Below are 19,185 nucleotides of genomic sequence, written 5' to 3' on the forward strand. Positions count from 1 at the left end.
ATCGCAAGGCGGAGGAGGGAGGCAACGCGGAGCGTTGTGGACCGACGACAACGCGGCGAGGCGCGGTGCCAGGCGTCGCGAGCCTGGCCTGATCGACAAGACACCCCCTAGGGTGCGAGGGTGCCGTCGTACAGCATGGGGCAAGCCGCGCAGCTGCTCGGAGTGAGTTCGGAGACCGTTCGCCGGTGGGCGGACGGTGGCAAGCTGGCCATGGAACGGGACGGTTCCGGCAAGCGGCTGATCGAGGGAACGGCGCTGGCCCGCTTCGCTCAGGAGCGGGGTGCCGGACTGCATGCCGTACCCGAGGACGAGGTGTCCACCTCGGTCCGGAACTCCTTCGTGGGGATCGTCACGGGGCTGCGGGTCGACGATGTGGCCGCGCAGGTGGAGGTCCAGGCCGGGCCGCACCGGCTGGTCTCCCTGGTGACCCGGGAGGCCATGGAGGAGCTGGGGCTCGACGTGGGCGTCACGGTGACGGCCCGGGTGAAGTCGACGAGCGTGCACATCGACGTGCCCTGACCGGCTGCCCCCGTCGCGCCCGTCAGCGGCAGAGCAGCGCCGCCCGCAGGTCCACCTTGTGGTCGAGGCGTGACAGGTCGCGGCCGGTGAGGTTCTCGACGCGCTCGATGCGGTAGTGGACCGTGTTGACGTGGACGTGGAGGGCCTCGGCCGTCCTCGCCCAGGAGCAGTCGTGGGCGAGGAAGACCTCCAGGGTCTCCAGGAGCATCGCGCCCGAGCCGCGGCCGGCGCCGAGGAGCGGCCCGAGGACCGTCCGCCGGTACACGTCCCGTACGTCGGCGGGGATGCCGGACATGAGCTTGCCGAGGCCGTCGAAGTCGCAGAGGCCGGCGACGCGCGGTTGCGGCGGCGTCGTGGTGCGGGCCGCGGCCAGGGCGTAACGGGCCTGGGTCAGCGCGGTGTCGAGCCCGGTCGGGGAGGCGGCGGGCTCGCTGACGCCGGCGTGCAGGCGGGTGTCCGGTGCGCAGGCGTGGATCGACGGCCATACGGCTCCGAGGCGCGCCCGCACGGCCGAAGCCGCCCCGCTGTCGTGCGCGACGATGGCGATGGCCTCGCCGGCAGGGCCTTCGGCGACCGCCGAGGCGACGCACGGCACGTGGCGCAGTGCTTCCGCGAGCGCGGCGACGCCCTCGGCACCGGCTTCGCCGGGCGTTTCCGGGGCGGCGACGACCACGGTGTACGCGTCCCGGTCGCCGAGGCCGCAGGAGGCGAGCGCGCCGTGCACGCGGTGGGCCTCGAACCGGGCGGCGCCGACGGCTTCCGCGAGTTCCGCGAAGGCCGCGCCGCTCGCGGCCCGGTGCCGGTCCTGGCGGTGCCGGTGGCGGCCCAGGAGTTCGGCTATCTCCTGGAGGACCCGCGGGGGCACCTGGCCCGCCTCGGGCAGGTGGAGGTGCCAGGTGTCGTAGACCGTGCCGTCGGCGTCGACCCGCACCGTCGTACCGTGGCCGCCGCGTAGGACCTCGGCGGCGCGCTGGGCGGGAAGTTCCGCCGTGGCGGAAGCCGTGCGGGCCACGGTGCGGCCGCTGCCGGTCAGCAAGTGGCAGGCGGGGGTGCCGAGATGGGCGAAGGCCCGGTCGAGCAGTTCGCCGGCCGTCGCCCCGTTCTCCAGGGCCCGGTCGAGGTCCAGGCGGACGTTCTCGGGCAGGGCGAAGTGGTCCGTGGGCCGGCGGCTGAGCTCGCTCCACTGCCGGAGGTACACGGCTTCGGTGATGGCCCGGAAGCTGGTGTGCGCCGGGACGGCGATGAGGGGGACGCGCTGTTCGCGGCAGACCTCGGCCACTTCCCCCGGCACCTCTCCATGGGTCTCCTCGCCGGCGAGGAGCGCGACCGCGCCCGCCTCGCGCAGCGCGGACACGAAGCGCCGCGTCTTGCCGGGGTCGCCGCCGCAGCTCCACCACACGAGTCCGCTCAGCACGATCTCCCCGGGCTGCAGGAACCGCGCCGGGTCCTCCAGGTCGGTCGCCGTGACCCCACCGATCTCCTGGCCGAGCAAAGCCTCGTCGCCCCAGACGAGGGCGAGGTCCAGGCGGTCGAGACGGAGGAGGTGGTCGACGTGCACAAGAGGCTCCTAGCGCGGTCACGGGAACGGCCCCGCAGACACATTCACGAGGTGAATGCGAGAGAAGACATCGTAGATGCACGGGCGCAGGCGGAAAACAGCTCTTGGTTGATTCTCCAGGGCGCCGCCTCGCGGAGTGGACGTTTTCCGGCGTCGCGTCCAGTCGTTCCGCCGCCGCCTCCCGGCTTCACTGGCCTGAACACACCGGTCGGAAAGGCGGGGGCGGGGATGGATCTCCATACGATCGCGGAGGTGCGGGACGCGCGGCGGCACGAGCCGTGGCGGCCGGGCGACGCGTGGCTCGGCGGCGGCACGTACCTCTTCTCCGAGCCACAGCCGGGGCTGCGGCGCCTGGTCGACCTGAGCCGGATGGGCTGGCAGCCGCTCACCCGGCACGCGGACGGTTCCCTGGAGATCGCCGCGACGTGCACGATCACCCAACTCTCCCGGTTCGGGCGCCGGTTCCTGGACGCGCCCGCCGCGCCGCTGTTCGAGCAGTGCTGCCGGGCGTTCCTCGCCTCGTTCAAGATCTGGAACATGGCGACCGTCGGCGGCAACCTCTGCAACGGCCTGCCCGCGGGACCGATGATCTCGCTCACCGCCGCCCTCGACGGCACGTGCCTGCTCCAGGCGCAGGGCGGCGCCCTGCGCGAGGTCAAGGTGGTCGACTTCGTCAAGGGCGCGGGCGTCACGGACCTCGGCGAGGGCGAGCTGCTGCGCTCGGTGACGCTGCCCGCCCGCGCTCTCCGGTGCCGTACGGCGTTCCGTCAGGCCTCCCTGTACGGGCTCGGCCGCTCCGGCGCGCTGGTGATCGGGGCACTCGACCCGGTGGACGGTTCGCTGGCGGTGACGGTCACCGCGGCGACCGTACGGCCGTTCCGCCTCTGGTTCCCGCTGCCGCCGGACCGGGCGCGGCTGCGCGAGGCCGTCGACGAGGCAGTCGGACCCGACGCGTGGTTCGACGACATCCACGGACTGCCCGCGTGGCGACGGCACATGGCCCTGCGCCTCGCCGAAGAGGTCCGCCGCGAACTCACCACCCTGACGGAAGGAGGAGTCCGATGAGCGAGCAGTCGCCGGGATTCCGGCTCCATGTGAACGGCCGCGACCACGACGAGACGCCTCGCGCCGGCCAGTGCCTGCGCACCTATCTGCGCGAGCGCGGCTGGTTCGGCGTCAAGAAGGGCTGCGACGCCGGAGACTGCGGCGCCTGCACCGTGCACGTCGACGGCGAGCCCGTGCACAGTTGCCTGTACCCGGCCGTGCGGGCGGAGGGCCGAACCGTCACCACGGTGGAGGGCCTCGCCTCACCCGACGGCGAACTCCACCCCGTACAGCGGCGGTTCCTCGACGCACAGGGCTACCAGTGCGGTTTCTGCACCGCCGGATTCCTCATGACGACGGCCGCCCTGGAGGCCGAGCGGGGGACCGAGCACGACGACGGGAAGCTGGACGACCTTCCGCGCGCCTTCAAGGGCAACATCTGCCGCTGCACGGGCTACCGGGCCGTCGAGGACGCCGTCCGGGGCGTGAAGCACGTCGAACGTCCCTGCGCCGGAAAGGCCGTGGGCCGGAACGTGGGCGCGCCGGCCGGCCCGCAGGTCGTCACCGGCACCGCCCGCTACACCTTCGACGTCGAGGTGCCCGGACTGCTGCACATGAAGCTGCTGCGCTCCCCGCACCCGCACGCCCGGATCCTCGCGATCGACACCGCGGCCGCCCTGCGCGTACCGGGCGTGGTCGCCGTCCTCACCCACGAGGACGCGCCGCCGACGCTGTACTCCTCCGCCCGCCACGAACACCCCACCGAGGACCCCGACGACACCCGGGTCCTGGACGACGTCGTCCGCTACGTCGGGCAGCGGGTCGCGGCCGTGGTCGCCGAAAGCGAGGGGGCCGCCGAGGAGGGCTGCCGACGCGTCGAGGTCACCTACGAGGAACTCCCGTACGTGACCGACCCGGAGGAGGCGATGCGCCCCGGCGCGCCCGTCATCCACGAGGGCAAGGGACCGGAGGCGCGCATCGCGCGGGTCGAGAACAACGTCGCGGGCGAGGTCCACGGCGAGATCGGCTCCGTCGAGGACGGCTTCGCCGAGGCGGACGTCGTGTACGAGGAGACCTTCCGCACCCAGCGCGTGCAGCACGCGAGCCTGGAGACGCACGGCTGCGTGGCGTACTTCGAGCCGAAGGAGGACGGCACGGGCGAGCGCCTCACCGTCCGCTCCTCCACCCAGACGCCGTTCCTGACCCGCCGTGCGCTGTGCGCGCTGTACGGGCTGCCGGAGGACGAGGTGCGGGTGGTCGCGGGCCGGGTCGGCGGGGGTTTCGGCGGCAAGCAGGAGATGCTCACCGAGGACGTCGTGACGCTCGCCGCGCTGAAGCTGCGCCGGCCGGTGAAGCTGGAGTACACCCGGGCCGAGCAGTTCTACGGAGCCACCACCCGGCACCCGTTCACCATCGGCATCAAGGTGGGGGCGCGCGCCGACGGAACCCTCACCGCCGTGCGGATGCGGGTGGTGTCGAACACCGGCGCGTACGGCAACCACGGTCCCGCCGTCATGTTCCACAGCGGCGGCGAGTCCTTCGCCGTCTACCGCGCCCCGCACAAGAAGGTCGACGCCTACTCCGTCTACACCAACGTCGTCCCGGCCGGCGCCTTCAGGGGCTACGGCCTCGGCCAGGTCACCTTCGCCGTCGAGTCCGTCATGGACGAGCTCGCCCGCCGGCTCGGCATGGACCCGCTCGTCTTCCGGGAGAAGAACGTCATCGGCCCCGGAGACGCCATGCACAGCCCGATCGGCGAGGAGGAGGACCTGTACATCGCCTCCTACGGGCTCGACCAGTGCCTGTCGGTGGTCAGGAAGGCCATCGCCGAGGACCGCGGCGCCGAGGACGCGCCGGAAGGCTGGCTGGTCGGGCAGGGCACCGGCCTCGCGATGATCGCCACCGGGCCGCCGGGCGGCCACTACGCCGACGCCCGCGTCTCGCTCCTCGACGACGGCACGTACGACATCGCGGTCGGCACCGCCGAGTTCGGGAACGGCACCACCACCGTCCACCAGCAGATCACCGCGGGCGCCCTGAACACCACCGAGGACCGGACCACCGTCCGCCAGTCCGACACCGACGTCGTCCGCCACGACACCGGCGCCTTCGGCTCAGCCGGCACTGTCGTCGCCGGCAAGGCCGTCCTCCTCGCCGCGACCTCCCTGGCGGAACGGCTCCGCACCCTCGCCGCCCGGCACAGCGGCGTCGCCCGGCACCTGTGCGTCCTCGGCACCGAGTCGGTCGACTGCGCCGGACGCACGGTCACGCTGAAGGAGCTGTACGAGGCGGGGCACGCGCTCGGCGCGGCGGAGGAGCTGTCGGCCGACGGCCACTGGGGCGGCTCTCCGCGCTCGGTCGCCTTCAACGCCCAGTGGTTCCGTGTCGCGGTCGACCCGGACACCGGCGAGATCCGCATCCTGCGCAGCGTGCACTCGGCCGACGCCGGCAAGGTCATGAACCCCATGCAGTGCCGGGGCCAGGTCGAGGGCGGCGTCGCCCAGGCCCTGGGCGCCACGCTCTTCGAGACCGTCCGCGTCGACGGGCGCGGCGAGGTCACCACCGCCGCCTTCCGCCGCTACCGGCTCCCCCAGTACGCCGACGTCCCCCGCACCGAGGTCCACTTCACGGAGACCACCGACGCCATCGGCCCCCTCGGCGCCAAGTCCATGAGCGAGAGCCCCTTCAACCCGGTGGCCCCCGCCTTCGCCAACGCCCTGCGCGACGCCACCGGCATCCGCTTCACCGAGCTCCCGCTCACCCGCGACCGGGTCTGGCTGGCCCTCGACGACAAGGCCCGGGGCGTCGGTCGATAGACCGGGAGGATGTGAGCCCGGCTCTCGTACCAAGCTCACAAATACCGGCCTGTGGGCCTGATTCACCTGGCAGACACGGTTCCCCGCACCGGCGGTCGGGTATCACTGCGCGCAGCCGCCGCACCCACCGCCCCGAGGGGGACTCGCCATGACCCGACCGAGCACCGCACCCGACACACGGTCCGTGGACACCGCTTCCTTCGCCGTCTGGGGGGACGTGGCCCACCCCGCCACGCTCACCGTCGACGATCTGCGCCGAGGGTGGCGGCAGCACCGGGCCGAGGTGGTCTTCGACTGCGCCACGGCGGGGCCGCAGCGGCACACGTTCACGGGACCGCTGCTGCGCGAGGTGATGGCCGTGGCGCGGCCCGCCTTCGACCCGGCGCGCCGGAAGGAGCGCTCGCGCTTCCTGGTGGCGGTGAGCGGTGGGGACGGGCATCACGCCGTGCTGTCCTGGGCGGAGATCGACGCCGATTTCGGCGACGCCCCGGTGCTGCTCGCGACCCGCCTGGACGACGAGGACCTCGACGCCTCGGGCACGCAGCTCGTCGTCCCGTCCGACCGCTGCGGGGCCCGTTACGTCAGTGCCGTCACCGGGATCTGGATCGGCGCGCACCGGCTGCCCGGAACCCCTCCGTCCGAGGGGTGAGACCAGGGGATGGTTCACCTCGTCCCTTCCTCCAAGCGACCTCTCATTCGCCATGGAGAGTCCCACTAGTTTGTTGCAGATGAGGGAGATCCAGCCCTAACGTGTCGCATATGCAGTCCTACACGATCGGCCAGGCCGCCCGGCTCCTCGGCGTGAGCCCCGACACCGCCCGACGCTGGGCGGACGCGGGGCGGGTCGCCACCCACCGCGACGAGAGCGGGCGGCGCGTGATCGACGGGAAGTCCCTCGCGGCGTTCTCCGTGGAGATCGCGGCGCAGGGCGGCGAGGACGACGACGCGTCGTACACCTCGGCGCGCAATGCGTTCCCCGGCATCGTCACGGCGATCAAGCTCGGCGACATCGCGGCCCAGGTCACCATCCAGGCCGGTCCGCACCGGCTGGTGTCCCTCCTGACCCGGGAGGCCGTGGAGGAACTGGGACTGGAAGTCGGCATGCAGGCCACCGCCCGCGTGAAGTCGACCAGCGTGCACATCGACCGCACCTGAGCACCCCTCACGCAGTACCGAGACGTCTCGGCCGTCGGCGCGACCGGCCCCGCTCTCTCCGCACTTCCCTTTCGTCCCCAAGGAGTTCAGGCCGCCATGTCCCTCACCGTCACCAGCCGCCGCGCCGCTGCCGCCGCCCTCACCGCCGCCCTGCTCGTGCCGCTCGCGGCCTGCTCAAGCGACGACACCAAGAAGGACGCCGGCACCTCCGGCGCCACCGGCTCCGCGAGCGCCGCGCCCCAGGCGAACCTCACGGTCCTCGCCGCCGCGTCCCTGACCGACGTGTTCAAGACGGCCGGCGCCGCGTACGAGAAGTCCCACCCGGGCACGAAGATCACCTTCTCGTTCGCGGGCTCCCAGGAGCTCGTCGCCCAGGTCGCCCAGGGTTCCCCCGCCGACGCCCTGGTCACCGCCGACACCAAGAGCATGGCCAAGGTGAAGGCCGACACGAACGCTCCCGTGGTCATCGCGAAGAACCGGCTCGTCATCGCCACCGGCGAGGGCAACCCCTTCAAGGTCGACGACCTCAAGGACCTCGCGGACACCAAGCTGAAGGTCGTCCTCGCGGCGCCCGAGGTCCCGGCGGGCAAGTACAGCAAGAAGATCCTCGACGCGCAGAAGATCACGGTGAAGCCGGTCTCCCAGGAGCCCAACGTGCGCGCCGTGCTCAGCAAGGTCGAGCTGGGCGAGGCCGACGCGGGCCTCGTCTACAAGACCGACGCCGAGAGCGCGAAGGACAAGGTCGACGCGGTGGAGATCCCCGACGACCAGAACGCCATCGCCGAGTACCCGGCGGCCACACTGAAGGAGTCGAAGAACGCCGCGGCCGCCGCCGCGTTCGTCGCCTGGCTGTCCTCGCCCGAGGGCCAGAAGATCCTCCAGGACGCCGGCTTCCAGAAGCCGTAACCGTCCGCGACCCCCGGATCGCGTCGGGGCTGCCCGCCCACGGGGGGACGGGCAGCCCTTCCGCATCCCCACTCCTCTCCCGGGACCACCGATGAAACGAGCAGGCGTACGCACCTCCGGCGCCAGGCCGCCCCTCGTCCTCGCGCTGCCCGCGCTCGCGGCCGTCGCCTTCCTGGCGCTGCCCCTGGTCGGCATCCTCGCCCGCACGGAGTGGAGCGAACTCGCGCGGCACCTCGGCTCCCCCGGCACCGTCCAGGCCCTGAAGCTCTCGCTCCTCGTCTCCTTCTGGGCGCTGGGACTCTCGCTCCTCCTGGGCGTCCCGCTGGCCTGGCTCCTGGCCCGCGTGCCCTTCCCCGGCAAGGCCTTCGTCCGCTCGCTGGTCCTGCTGCCGATGGTCCTGCCGCCCACCGTCGGCGGCGTCGCCCTGCTCCTCGCCTTCGGCCGCCGAGGCCTCCTCGGCCCGTGGCTCGAGCACACCTTCGGCATCACCCTGCCGTTCCACACCTCGGGCGCCGTCCTGGCCGCGACCTTCGTCGCGATGCCCTTCCTCGTCATCAGCCTCGAAGGCGCCCTCGGCGGCCTCCGGCCCCGTTACGAGGAGACGGCGGCCTCCCTCGGCGCCTCACCGCTGCGGGTCTTCTTCACCGTCACCCTGCCCATGGTCGCCCCGGGCGTCATCGCCGGCGCGGCCCTGACCTGGGCCCGGGCCCTCGGCGAGTTCGGCGCGACGATCACCTTCGCCGGCAACCTGCCCGGCACCACCCAGACCCTCCCCCTCCAGGTCTACCTGCTCCTCCAGGACGAGCCCGAGGCCGCCACGTCCGTCTCGCTCCTGCTGCTCGCCATCGCCATGGCCGTACTGATCACCCTGCGCGGCCGCTGGACGGGCACCCCCGCCGACCGTGCCGCCAAGCCCACCGCCCCGGACTCCGGCGGGGAGCCGGCCGCCCCGGAAGTGCCCGCGACGACCGACACGCCCGCCCCCGCCCCCTCCTCCGAACGCTGGGCGCTGCACGCCGACGTCACCGGCTTCACCCGGCTCACCCTGGACGCCGAACCCGGCACCACCATCGCCGTCGTCGGACCGAACGGCGCCGGCAAGACCACCCTGCTCCGCGCCCTCCTCGGCCTCACCCCCCGCGCCCACGCCGACCTCACCCTCGGCGACACCGACGTCACCGCCCTGCCGCCGCACCGGCGGCGCGTCGCCTGGGTCCCCCAGGACGGCGCCCTCTTCCCCCACATGACGGCCCTCGCCAACACCGCCTACGGCCTGCGCGCCCAGGGCGTCCCGCGCGCCGAGGCCCGGCGCGAGGCGCGGACCTGGCTCGACCGGCTCGGCGTCGGCCACCTCGCCCACCGCCGCCCGACCCAGCTGTCCGGCGGCCAGGCGGGCCGCGTCGCCCTGGCCCGCGCGCTGGCCGCCCGCCCCAGGCTCCTCGTCCTGGACGAACCGCTCGCCGCGCTCGACCAGACCACCCGCGCTCATGTACGCCACACCCTGCGCACCCACCTCGCCGGCTTCGGCGGCGTCTGCCTCATCGTCACCCACGACCCCGTCGAGGCCGTCTCCCTCGCCGACCGCGTCCTCGTCCTCGACGACGGCCGCGCCCTCCAGGACGCGACTCCCGCCGAAGTCACCCGCCACCCCCGCTCCCCCTGGGTCGCCCGCATGCTCGGCCGCAACGCCTGGCCCGGCACCGCCACCCCCGACGGCCTCGCCCTCGACGGCGGCGGCACCCTCGTCGCCACCGATCCCCCCGCCCCCGGCACCCCCGCCCTCGCCATCGTCGCCCCCGAAGCCGTCTCCCTGCACCGCACCAAGCCCACCGGCAGCCCCCGCAACGTCTGGCCCGGCACCGTCCGCGAGATCACCACCAGCGGCAGCCGCCTCCGCGTCCTCGTCACCTCCCCCCACGCCCCCGACCTCGTCGCCGAGATCACCCCCCAGTCCGCCGCCGAACTCGGCCTCGCCGACGGCGTCCCCGTGTGGACCAGCGTCAAGGCCACCGAAGCGACGCTCGTCCCCCTCTGACCCGCCGCCGGATGTCATCACCGGCCTGCCGGCGGCCCAAGGCCGTACACGGTGGCCGCGTTGTCGTGGAAGAACCGCCGCACCCCCGTCCATCGGGAGTGCGGCGGTTCTCGGGCCGAGCCGCGCCTGCCGGATCTAGCGGATGCCGAGGGCGACGATCTGCGTGACGGCGTCGGCGGCGAAGTTGTCGTCGCTGACGAGGATCAGCGAGCGCTCACCGTTGGGCAGGTCCGGGCCCCAGGTCATGCCTTCGGTGTTGTCGACGGTGGAGAGGCCGAGGTCGGCGAAGTCCGCGACGAGGGTCTTGCGCATCGCGGTGACGGTCCGGCCCGCGAGGGAGTCCATCGCCCGCACGTCGGTCGCGCCGCGCGTGGTGGCGTCGAACAGGCGGACCTTGTAGCCGGCGCCGGCGACCCAGGTCCGTTCGAGGACCAGGTAGCGCTGCGGGTCGTCGGGGAAGGCGAGGAGGGACGGGACGCCGGTGTCGGGACCCCAGGGGCTGTCGGGGTCGTTGACGGCGAAGATCTTCTCCAGGGGGTAGGCGAACTGGCCGAGCACCTTGCCGTCGCGGCTCTGGCGCGTGACGCGGACGAGTGCGCCGTGCTCCACGGTCGGCTCCGGGCCGTCCTGGAGCAGCGGTCCCTCGATCGCGCTGGTCACCACGCGGCCCTGGGGGCCGAAGGTGAGCGCCTCGATCGCCTGGTTGCGGCGCGGGCCGCGCTCTTCCATGGTGATCGTGTAGTTCGCCGGGAGCTTCAGCTGCCCGAGGTAGCTGCCGGTGGGCGAGGCGTACTGGATGGACGGCTGGACGACCGGCGGGCCGACGGTCTTGGGGCGGTCGCCCTCCTGGCCCCACCAGTAGTCGCAGGTGCGCGGGTCGACGCGGATCTCCTCCGGGTCGACGGCCTTGCCGTCGCCGAGGGTCGGCGACGGGTAGACCGAGCCGTCGGGCTGGAGGAAGGGATGGGTGCCGGTGAAGTCGACGGAGTGCACGCCGTCGGCGTCCACGTCGAGCGCGGCGGTGTAGAAGCGGGCGGGCTGGAGGTACGAGCGGTCGTCGCTGATGAACACGTATTCGCCGGTGCACCGGTTGCGGTCGATGCCGGAGAGGCCGCCGACGGTGGTGCCCTGGAATTCGAGCTTGTGCGGCACGATCTTTTCGCCGAGCAGACGGGCGTGCGCCGCCCGCGCCGACTCCGCTCCGGGACCGCCGGGTTGGGCGGCCACGGCCACGGCGGGGGCCAGGGTCGAGGTCAGCAGGAGGGCAACGGCGCACGCGCGGCGCGTCAGAGAAGAACTCATGTCGATGATCTTGTCGTTCCTCGCCCGGCACCACAGTCGCCCAACCGGGTAGTTGCCGACGGTCCGTCAGTTCGGCGCAGGTCAACCGCCCATGTTGCGATACATGTTCGACGAGTGTTTCCGCGAGTCACCGTACGCGCGATCGATTTCCGGCAGCGCGAAGCCCGGGTCCGCAGGTCCGGGCCCGGGCTTCGCAGGGCTACTTCCGGTAGCCGAGGACGGTCATCATCCCCGACTCCGCGTGGTAGACGTTGTGGCAGTGGACCATCCACAGACCGGGGTTGTCGGCGTCGAAGTCGACGGCGAGTGTCTTGCCCGGCAGCACGATCGAGGTGTCCTTCCGCGCGCCGCCGTCGGCCAGCGCGTACGTGTGGCCGTGCAGGTGCATCGGGTGCCACATGGTCGTGGCGTTCACGAACGACAGGCGCACGCGCTCGCCCGAACGGACCGGGTAGCGCCGCGCGGGGTCGTACTTCTCGCCGTTGACGGCCCAGTCGTACGCCGCCATCGAGCCGGTGAGCCTGAACTCGATGGTGGTGTCGGGCCGCGCGGCCGGCAGCCGTACGGACTCCGCCGCCTTGAGCCGACCGCCGTGGACGACCTCGCCGGACAGCTCCTTGGGGCGTACGGAGGCGGTCGGCGCCGCGCCGCCGCCGGTGCGCAGGACGGCGAGGGCGGTGCGGTTCTTGCCCTCGGCGAGCGCGGTGAGCGGGAAGACGCCGTCCCCGACGGTGACGAGGGCGTCGATGCGCTCCCCCATGCCGAGCAGGAGCGCGTCGGCCTGGGTGTGCTCGACCGGGAAGCCGTCGGCGTGCGTGACGGTGAACCGGTGGCCGCCGAGGGCGAGGCGGAACGCGGTGTCGCCGCCCGCGTTGATGACGCGCAGCCGGACCCGGTCGCCGGGCCTGGCCGTGTACGTCCGCGGGTCCTCCGGCGTACGGCCGTTGATCAGGTAGTACGGGTAGCCCACGTCGCCGGCGTCGCCGCCGAGGAGGGCACTGGTGGCGCCCATGAGCATCCGGGAGGGACCGGAAGGCGTGCCGGAGCCGCCGCCGTGGTCCATGCCGCCCATTTCCATGCCCGGGCCTGTGCCCGTACCCATGCCCATGCCCGTACCCATGCCCTTGCTCAGCTCGGCGAGGACGGCGTCCGGGGTGGAGCCGTCGACGCCGTCGACCCAGTCGTCGAGGACGATCACCCACTCCCTGTCGTACGCCAGCGGCTCCTTGGGGTCCTCGACGATCAGCGGCGCGTACAGGCCCCGGTCCTGTTGGACGCCCGAGTGAGGGTGGAACCAGTAGGTGCCGGGGTGGGAGACCGCGAAGCGGTAGTCGAAGGAGGCGCCCGGCTTGATGTCGCGCTGGGTGAGGCCGGGGACGCCGTCCATGTCGTTGCGGAGGGCGAGTCCGTGCCAGTGGACGGAGGTGGGCGCGGGGAGGTTGTTGGCGAGGGTGAGCGCGAGCGTGTCACCGGCGGTGACCCTGACTTCCCTGCCGGGGAGCTCGTCTCCGTACGCCCAGGAGCGGACGGTACGGCCGCCGCCGAGGTCGAGCGGCGTCTCCACGGCCGTGAGCGTGAACCCGCGCTCCGGGCCGGGCTTGCGGAGGGCCTCGGTCGCGCGGACTTCCGCACCGTCGGGCGTGAGGTAGCCGGCGGACGGCGGCGTGCCCGCCCCGCCGGAGGAGTGGTCCATGCCGTTCATGGAGCCGGAACAGGCGGTCAGCAGGCCGGTGCCCGCGGCGGCGAGTCCGGCGCCGAGGACGGTACGTCGGGTGGGTCGGGACATGACGGTGGAACCTCTTGACGTGGTCGGTGCGAAGGCGGGAACAGGGCGGTGTTCCGCTCGGGCGTGCCGAGCGGCCGGTCCGCCTATACGCGCAGCGTCGAGAGACGGGTCAGGAGGGATCCGGGCGGCGCGGGCGGCGGGATCGCCCACAGGGCGTGGGCGATCCGCCCGGCCCCCGGCACGGCGGCCTCGCCGCGGCGGCGTACGAGCGCGCCACGGGCCGCCAGGAGGAGGCCGATTCCCGCGCCGAGCACGGCCAGGCACACCGTGGCGACACCGGCGCCCGCGCCATGGGCGGGCTCGGGGTGGGCGGCGTGGCCGGCAGGGGTGGCGTGGCCGGCTGCGACCGTGGTGGTTTGTGGGGCCGTCGGGTGCGCGGAGGGCGCGTGCTCGCCGGGGTGGCCGAGGACGTGCATGAGGACGATTCCGATGAGCAGGGCGGCGGCGAGCAGGGGGCTGCTCCATCCCGTGGCCGCGCTCGGGCGCCTCGTCGTCTCGGACAGCACCCGTTCATCATACCGGGAGGGGGTATGGGAGGGCGGCCCCGGTCCCGGGCACGCCGTACAGTGGGCGCGGGCGCGGTGTGATCATGAGGAGTTCGTGTGACCGCGGTCAGCCTTGAGCATGCCACCGTTCCCGCCGACACCGGCGAGGTGACGCTGCTGATAGCCCGTCGGGTGGAGCCCGGCCATGAGGCCGCCTTCGAGGTGTGGGCGCAGGGGATCCTGGACACGGCGGCCACCTTCCCCGGGCATCTGGGGTACGGGCTCTTCCGGTCCTCCGGCGGTGACGCCCCCTGGTTCCTGGTGCACCGGTTCCGGGACGCGGCGGCCTGCCGGGCGTGGCAGGAGTCGCCGGAGCGGGCCGCGTGGTTCGCGGACTGCCAGGGGCATCACCACACGGAGATCGCGCGGCGCCGACTCACAGGCATGGAGACGTGGTTCGCGAAGCCGGGTTCGACGCGGCCGGCGCCGCCGCGCTGGAAGATGGCGGTCAGCGCGACGCTGGCGATCTATCCGATCTCGGTGCTCGGCAGCCTGTTCCTGGTGCCGCGTCTGACCGCGCTGCCGTTGTTGCTGAGCAGCGCGGTCGTCGCCGGTGTGTTCAACGTGCTCATGACGTACGTGGCGATGCCGGCGGTCAGCAGACTGCTGCGCCGCTGGCTCACCCCGTAGCGGTCGTCCGGCGGCGGTCAGGCCAGGACGCGGAGGGCGGCGGGGAGGACCCTGAGGGTCACCGGGAGGGTGGCGTCGACCTCGCCGTCGGCGCCGTACGGCAGGGGGCGGTCGGCTTCGATGCGGATCTCCTTGCCGCGGAGGATCTCGATCTGGGGGCGCTCGACGTGGGCGCCGGTCTTCAGCTCGTTCATCATGGCGAAGAAGAGCCGCTTCGGCGCCTCCTTGATGACGACGACGTCGAGGAGGCCGTCGTCGACGCGGGCGCCGGGCGCGATGTTCCGGCCGAAGCCGTAGAAGCCGGAGTTGGCCGCGACCACGGTGTAGCCGGTGCGCTCGTGCCGGACGCCGTCGATGGTGAGGCGGTACGCGGCGGGCTTCCAGGCGAGGACCGCGCGGAGGCCGCCCGCGTAGTAGGAGGCGGCGCCGCGCAGCAGGCGGGAGTTGTTGGCGTGCCGGTTGGCGACCGCGTCCACGCCGGCGTACACGCTGCCGAGGACGCACACGCGGTCGTGCCGGCCGGACTCCACCTCGATGGTGTCGACCGCGCGCGGCTCGCCTTCGAGCAGGACCTTGGCGAGGCCGGCCGGGTCGGTGGGGAGCCCCAGGGCGCGGGCGAAGTCGTTGCCGCGGCCGGCGGGGACCAGGCCGAAGACCGTGTCCGTACCGCTGAGCGCGCCGCCGACGGTGCCGGCCATGCCGTCGCCGCCGACCGCGAGGACGACGTGCCCCTTGGCGCCGGCTTCCCGGGCGAGCTCCCGCGCGTGTTCCAGGCTGCGGCTGTAGACGGTGTCGAGGTGGGCGCCCGCCTCCCGCAGCAGCCGGGCCAGCGGGAGCAGGCCCGCCGTGCCGCTGGAACCCCCTGCGGTGGGGTTGACGACGGCGGTGAACTGTCGCATGGGAAACGGCCTCCGGGCGGCGGGGGAAGGGGGCGGGAGCGGTGCGGGTGGAGGTGCCGCGGGACCGGTGCGGCAGGTGCGGTCCCGTGGCGGTCCGGGTCAGCGGAGGGGGATCAGGACCCCGGGGCTGAGGACGCCGGACGGGTCGATCTCCGACTTGACGGCCTGGAGCATGCGGATGCCGAGCGGGCCGATCTCGCGGGCGTACCAGTCGCGGTGGTCGGTGCCGACGCCGTGGTGGTGGCTGATGGTGCCGCCGGCCGCGAGGATCGCGTCGTTGGCCGCCGCCTTCACCGGCGCCCAGTGCGCGACGGCGTCCTCGCCCTGCGCGGAGACGACGGTGAAGTAGAGCGAGGCGCCGTTCTCGTACGTGTGCGAGATGTGGCACATGACGAGCGGCGGGGTGCCGGCGTCGGTGAGGGCCTTCGTGAGGGCGTCGCGGACCGCCGTGTAGAGGCCGGGGATCGCGGACCAGAAGGCGGCCGTCTCCAGGGTCTCGGCGAAGGCGCCGGCGTCGAGGAGGGCGTCGCGGAGGTAGGGCGCGTTGTAGCGGCCGTGCTCCCACTTGTCGCCGGGTTCCTCGCCGATGAACTCGCCGTCGCAGGCGAGGAGGACCTCGCGGGCGGCGGCGCGGCGGGCGGCCGTGTCCTGCTCGGTGCCCTCGAAGCCGACGATGGCCATGCAGCCGGGGTTCTGAGGGAGTTCGGTGTTGCCGATGGCGTCGGGCTGGGCGAGTCCGATGAAGGTCTCCGACTCGTCGGACAGGCGGAGCACCGTGGGGCGCGGGCCGTCCTGGGCGAGGCGGCGGAGCGCCGCGGTGCCGGCCTCGAAGGAGGCGAAGCGCCAGCCCTCGTACACCCGCTTCTCGGGCAGCGGGCGGATGCGGACGGTCACGGCGGTGATCACGCCGAGGGCGCCTTCGGAGCCGAGGAGCAGCTGGCGGAGGTCGGGCCCGGCGGCGGAGCGCGGGGCGCGGCCGGTCCACAGGGTGCCTTCGGGGGTGGCGACGTGCAGGCCGAGGACCATCTCGTCGAAGCGGCCGTAGCCGGCGGAGGCCTGGCCGCTGGAGCGGGCGGCGGCGAAGCCGCCGACGGTGGCCCATTCGAAGGACTGCGGGAAGTGGCCGAGCGTCCAGCCCTGTTCGTTGAGGAGCTCCTCGGCCCGCGGGCCGCGCAGGCCGGGCTGCAGCGTCGCGGTGCGGGAGACCTCGTCGACGCTCAGGAGCCGGTCGAAGCGGCGCAGGTCGAGGGCGACGAAGGGCCGCTGCGTGGTGGGCGCGAGGCCGCCGACGACGGAGGTGCCGCCGCCGAACGGGACGGCGGACAGGCCGTGTTCGGCGCAGGCGCGGAGCACGGCGAGGACTTCGTCGTGGTCGGCGGGCAGGACGACGGCGGCGGGGACGTCGTCGACCTCGCCGGCGCGGATGCGCAGCAGGTCGGGGGTCGACTTGCCGCGGGTGTGCCGGACGCGGCTCTCGGCGTCGGTCCGCACGGCGTCGGGTGCGGCGACGGCGGCGCGCAGGGCGGCGCTCGCCTCGTCGGTCAGTGCCGGGGCGGGCACGTCGATGTCGGCGAGGGCGGCCGGGCCGCTCTCGCGGGGGGTGACGCCGAGCAGGTCCCGCAGGAGGCCGGTCACCGACGCGGGCAGGGGCGCCGCCTTGGCCGGGTCGCCCCAGCCACTCCACAACATGTCCACTTCGAGAGGTTCCTCACGGTCTGCTTCACGGACGGCGCTGCCACTGGGCCTGCGCTGGCATTACACTGTGACAGATGACGCCCATTCGTCACAACCATGCGGACGCAGATCCCGTCCTCGACGCCGCACGCGACTGCGTGCTCGCCGTCGGAGTGCGCCGGACCACCCTCACCGACGTCGCCCGGCGCGCGGGCGTGTCCCGGATGACCCTCTACCGGCGCTGGCCCGACGTGCGCAGCCTCGTCGGCGACCTGATGACCCGTGAGTGGATCGGCGTCGCCGCCGGGGCGATGCCGCCCCCCGACGACGACCTGCCCGAGCGGCAGCGGATCGTCGAGGGACTCGTCGCGGGCGCCGCCGCCTTCCGGGCCCACCCGCTCTTCCACAAGATCCTCGACGTCGACCCCGAGCTGCTCCTGCCGTACATCCTCGACCGGCGCGGCGCCAGCCAGGACGCCCTGCTCGGGCTGCTGCACACGGCGCTGGAGGACGGGCACGAGGACGGCTCCGTGCGCCCCGGGCGCGCCGACCTCCAGGCCCGCTCCCTGCTGCTCGTCGTCCAGTCCTTCACGCTCTCGCTGCGCACGATGACCGAAGAGACCGATCCCGAACTGAGCGAAGCAGCCTTCCTCGACGAGCTGCGCACCCTGCTGGAGAGGACCCTCACGCCATGAACCCCACGAGCAGCACCGCCCTGCCCGGCTCCTCGCTCGACGCCGGGCGGCGCCGGCGCGAGCTGGACCGGCTCGCCGACGGCGAGGTCGTCGACGTCCTCGTCGTCGGGCTCGGCGCGACCGGCGCCGGAGCCGCGCTCGACGCCGCCACCCGAGGCCTGAGCGTCGCCGCGATCGACGCCCACGACCTCGCCTTCGGCACCTCCCGCTGGAGCTCCAAGCTGATCCACGGCGGACTGCGCTACCTCGCCTCCGGACAGCTGGACGTGGCCCACGAGAGCGCCGTCGAGCGCGGCATCCTCATGGAGCGCACCGCCCCCCACCTGGTGCGCGCCCAGCCCTTCGTGCTGCCCCTCACCCCGCTCGTCAGCCGCGGCCAGGCCGCCCTCGCCCGCGCCGGGTTCGCCGCCGGCGACCTGCTGCGCGTCGGCGCCCGCACCTCCCGCCGCACGCTGCCCAGGCCGCGCACGCTCTCCGCCGTCGAGACCCGCCACCTCGCCCCGGCCCTGCGCCCGGTCGGGCTGCGCGGCGGCCTGCTGTCCTGGGACGGCCGGCTGTCCGACGACGCCCGCCTGGTGACCGCCGTCGCGCGCACCGCCGCCGCGTACGGCGCCCGCGTCCTCACCCGCACCCGGGCCCTCGAACTCCGCGGCGACGGCGCGCTGGTCCGCGACGAGACCACCGGCCAGGAGCTGCGCGTCCGCGCCCGTACGGTGATCAACGCGGCCGGCGTCTGGGCGGGCGGCCTCGTCGACGACGTACGCCTGCGGCCCTCGCGCGGCACCCACCTCGTGCTGCGCTCCGAAACCCTCGGCCGCCTCGCCGCCGGACTCCACATCCCGATCCCCGGCGAGACCAACCGCTTCGTCCTGGTCCTCCCCCAGGGCGACGGACGCGTGTACGTCGGCCTCACCGACGAGCCCGTCGACGGCGACATCCCGGACGTGCCCGAGGTGCCCGAGACCGACATCGGCTTCCTCCTCGACGTGCTCGGCTCCGCCCTCGACGTCACCGTGCACCGCTCCGACGTGGTGGGGGCGTTCGCGGGCCTGCGGCCGCTGCTCGACACCCGGGACGCGGAGGGCCGCACGTCCGACATCTCGCGCAAGCACGCCGTGCTGACCTCGCCCGACGGCGTCGTCACCGTCGTCGGCGGCAAGCTCACCACCTACCGCCGCATGGCCCAGGACGCCGTCGACGCCGCCGTCGCCGCACGCGGACTGACCGCCGGCCCGTGCCGTACCGCGTCCGTCCCCCTCGTCGGCGCCGCCCACCCGCGTACCCTCGCCGGGCTCGACGTCCCGCCGCGTCTCGTCCGGCGCTACGGCGTCGAGGCCCCGGCCGTGCACGCCCTCGGCGTCGCCGACCCCCGGCTCGCCGAACCGGTCGTCGCCGGCCACCCGGTCACCGGCGCCGAACTCCTGTGGGCCGTCCGCCACGAGGGCGCCCTCGACACCTCCGACCTCCTGGACCGCCGCACCCGCATCGGCCTCATCCCCGAGGACCGGTCCACGGCCGAGAAGGCGGCCCGCGAGGCCCTCGCCCGCGCCTGCGCCTGACCACCGACGCCCCTCTCCCCCACCACGGCACCGGACCGCCGAGCGGCCGCGTCCGGTGCCGG

General features: G+C 73.7%; 16 protein-coding genes. 10 read left to right on the forward strand and 6 right to left on the reverse strand.

Features of this window, described 5'->3' with window-relative positions; genetic code table 11:
* Positions 1-120: 120 nt before the first annotated feature.
* Positions 121-519 (forward strand): TOBE domain-containing protein, encoded by a 399-nt coding sequence (locus ACZ7G1_RS38540; RefSeq protein WP_470877130.1) that lies wholly within the window; start codon positions 121-123, stop codon positions 517-519.
* 22 nt (positions 520-541) lie between these two features.
* Here the strand turns inward: ACZ7G1_RS38540 and ACZ7G1_RS38545 are convergent, their stop codons facing one another.
* On the reverse strand, positions 542-2,077 hold the full coding sequence (locus ACZ7G1_RS38545; protein WP_470877129.1) for a PucR family transcriptional regulator: 1,536 nt from the start codon (positions 2,075-2,077) through the stop codon (positions 542-544).
* A gap of 228 nt (positions 2,078-2,305) precedes the next feature.
* Between ACZ7G1_RS38545 and ACZ7G1_RS38550 the strand changes: the two genes are divergently transcribed.
* From ACZ7G1_RS38550 to ACZ7G1_RS38575, 6 genes are all read left to right on the forward strand, one after another.
* Positions 2,306-3,142, forward strand: coding sequence for an FAD binding domain-containing protein (locus ACZ7G1_RS38550; protein ID WP_470877128.1), 837 nt, complete (start codon positions 2,306-2,308; stop codon positions 3,140-3,142).
* Positions 3,139-5,937 carry a molybdopterin-dependent oxidoreductase gene (locus tag ACZ7G1_RS38555; RefSeq protein ID WP_470877127.1) on the forward strand — a complete coding sequence of 933 codons (2,799 nt, stop codon included), beginning with the start codon at positions 3,139-3,141 and terminating at the stop codon, positions 5,935-5,937. The genes ACZ7G1_RS38550 and ACZ7G1_RS38555 overlap by 4 nt, the downstream gene beginning before the upstream one ends.
* A gap of 148 nt (positions 5,938-6,085) precedes the next feature.
* A complete protein-coding gene (locus ACZ7G1_RS38560; RefSeq protein WP_470877126.1) occupies positions 6,086-6,586 on the forward strand; it encodes a molybdopterin-dependent oxidoreductase in 501 nt (166 codons plus the stop codon).
* 110 nt (positions 6,587-6,696) lie between these two features.
* Positions 6,697-7,092 (forward strand): TOBE domain-containing protein, encoded by a 396-nt coding sequence (locus ACZ7G1_RS38565; protein WP_470877125.1) that lies wholly within the window; start codon positions 6,697-6,699, stop codon positions 7,090-7,092.
* 96 nt (positions 7,093-7,188) lie between these two features.
* Positions 7,189-7,998, forward strand: a complete 810-nt coding sequence (modA, locus tag ACZ7G1_RS38570) for a molybdate ABC transporter substrate-binding protein (protein ID WP_470877124.1) — start codon at positions 7,189-7,191, stop codon at positions 7,996-7,998.
* A 91-nt stretch (positions 7,999-8,089) separates the two neighbouring features.
* The gene (locus ACZ7G1_RS38575; RefSeq protein ID WP_470877123.1) at positions 8,090-10,033 is read left to right on the forward strand and encodes an ABC transporter permease; all 1,944 of its coding nucleotides are present in this window, start codon (positions 8,090-8,092) and stop codon (positions 10,031-10,033) included.
* 135 nt (positions 10,034-10,168) lie between these two features.
* Here ACZ7G1_RS38575 and ACZ7G1_RS38580 read toward each other — a convergent pair whose 3' ends face one another.
* From ACZ7G1_RS38580 to ACZ7G1_RS38590, 3 genes are all read right to left on the reverse strand, one after another.
* A complete protein-coding gene (locus ACZ7G1_RS38580) occupies positions 10,169-11,335 on the reverse strand; it encodes an esterase-like activity of phytase family protein (protein WP_470877122.1) in 1,167 nt (388 codons plus the stop codon).
* Between the two features lie 199 nt (positions 11,336-11,534).
* Positions 11,535-13,121, reverse strand: coding sequence for a multicopper oxidase family protein (locus ACZ7G1_RS38585; RefSeq protein ID WP_470877121.1), 1,587 nt, complete (start codon positions 13,119-13,121; stop codon positions 11,535-11,537).
* A gap of 83 nt (positions 13,122-13,204) precedes the next feature.
* Positions 13,205-13,627, reverse strand: coding sequence for a hypothetical protein (locus ACZ7G1_RS38590; protein WP_470877120.1), 423 nt, complete (start codon positions 13,625-13,627; stop codon positions 13,205-13,207).
* 96 nt (positions 13,628-13,723) lie between these two features.
* Between ACZ7G1_RS38590 and ACZ7G1_RS38595 the strand changes: the two genes are divergently transcribed.
* Entirely contained in the window at positions 13,724-14,296 is a 573-nt protein-coding gene (locus tag ACZ7G1_RS38595) for an antibiotic biosynthesis monooxygenase (protein WP_470877119.1), read from the forward strand.
* A 17-nt stretch (positions 14,297-14,313) separates the two neighbouring features.
* On the opposite strand, the gene ACZ7G1_RS38600 is transcribed toward ACZ7G1_RS38595, so the two are convergent.
* On the reverse strand, positions 14,314-15,195 hold the full coding sequence (locus ACZ7G1_RS38600; protein ID WP_470877118.1) for a diacylglycerol/lipid kinase family protein: 882 nt from the start codon (positions 15,193-15,195) through the stop codon (positions 14,314-14,316).
* A 99-nt stretch (positions 15,196-15,294) separates the two neighbouring features.
* Positions 15,295-16,890 (reverse strand): FAD-binding oxidoreductase, encoded by a 1,596-nt coding sequence (locus ACZ7G1_RS38605; RefSeq protein ID WP_470877117.1) that lies wholly within the window; start codon positions 16,888-16,890, stop codon positions 15,295-15,297.
* Between the two features lie 74 nt (positions 16,891-16,964).
* Between ACZ7G1_RS38605 and ACZ7G1_RS38610 the strand changes: the two genes are divergently transcribed.
* Together ACZ7G1_RS38610 and ACZ7G1_RS38615 are read left to right on the forward strand one after the other, a co-directional pair.
* A complete protein-coding gene (locus ACZ7G1_RS38610; RefSeq protein ID WP_470877116.1) occupies positions 16,965-17,564 on the forward strand; it encodes a TetR/AcrR family transcriptional regulator in 600 nt (199 codons plus the stop codon).
* Complete coding sequence (locus tag ACZ7G1_RS38615) at positions 17,561-19,123, forward strand: glycerol-3-phosphate dehydrogenase/oxidase (protein WP_470877115.1); 1,563 nt, start codon at positions 17,561-17,563, stop codon at positions 19,121-19,123. The genes ACZ7G1_RS38610 and ACZ7G1_RS38615 overlap by 4 nt, the downstream gene beginning before the upstream one ends.
* The last annotated feature ends 62 nt before the right edge of the window (positions 19,124-19,185 follow it).

The sequence above is a fragment of the Streptomyces sp. NPDC037273 genome (assembly GCF_055603625.1).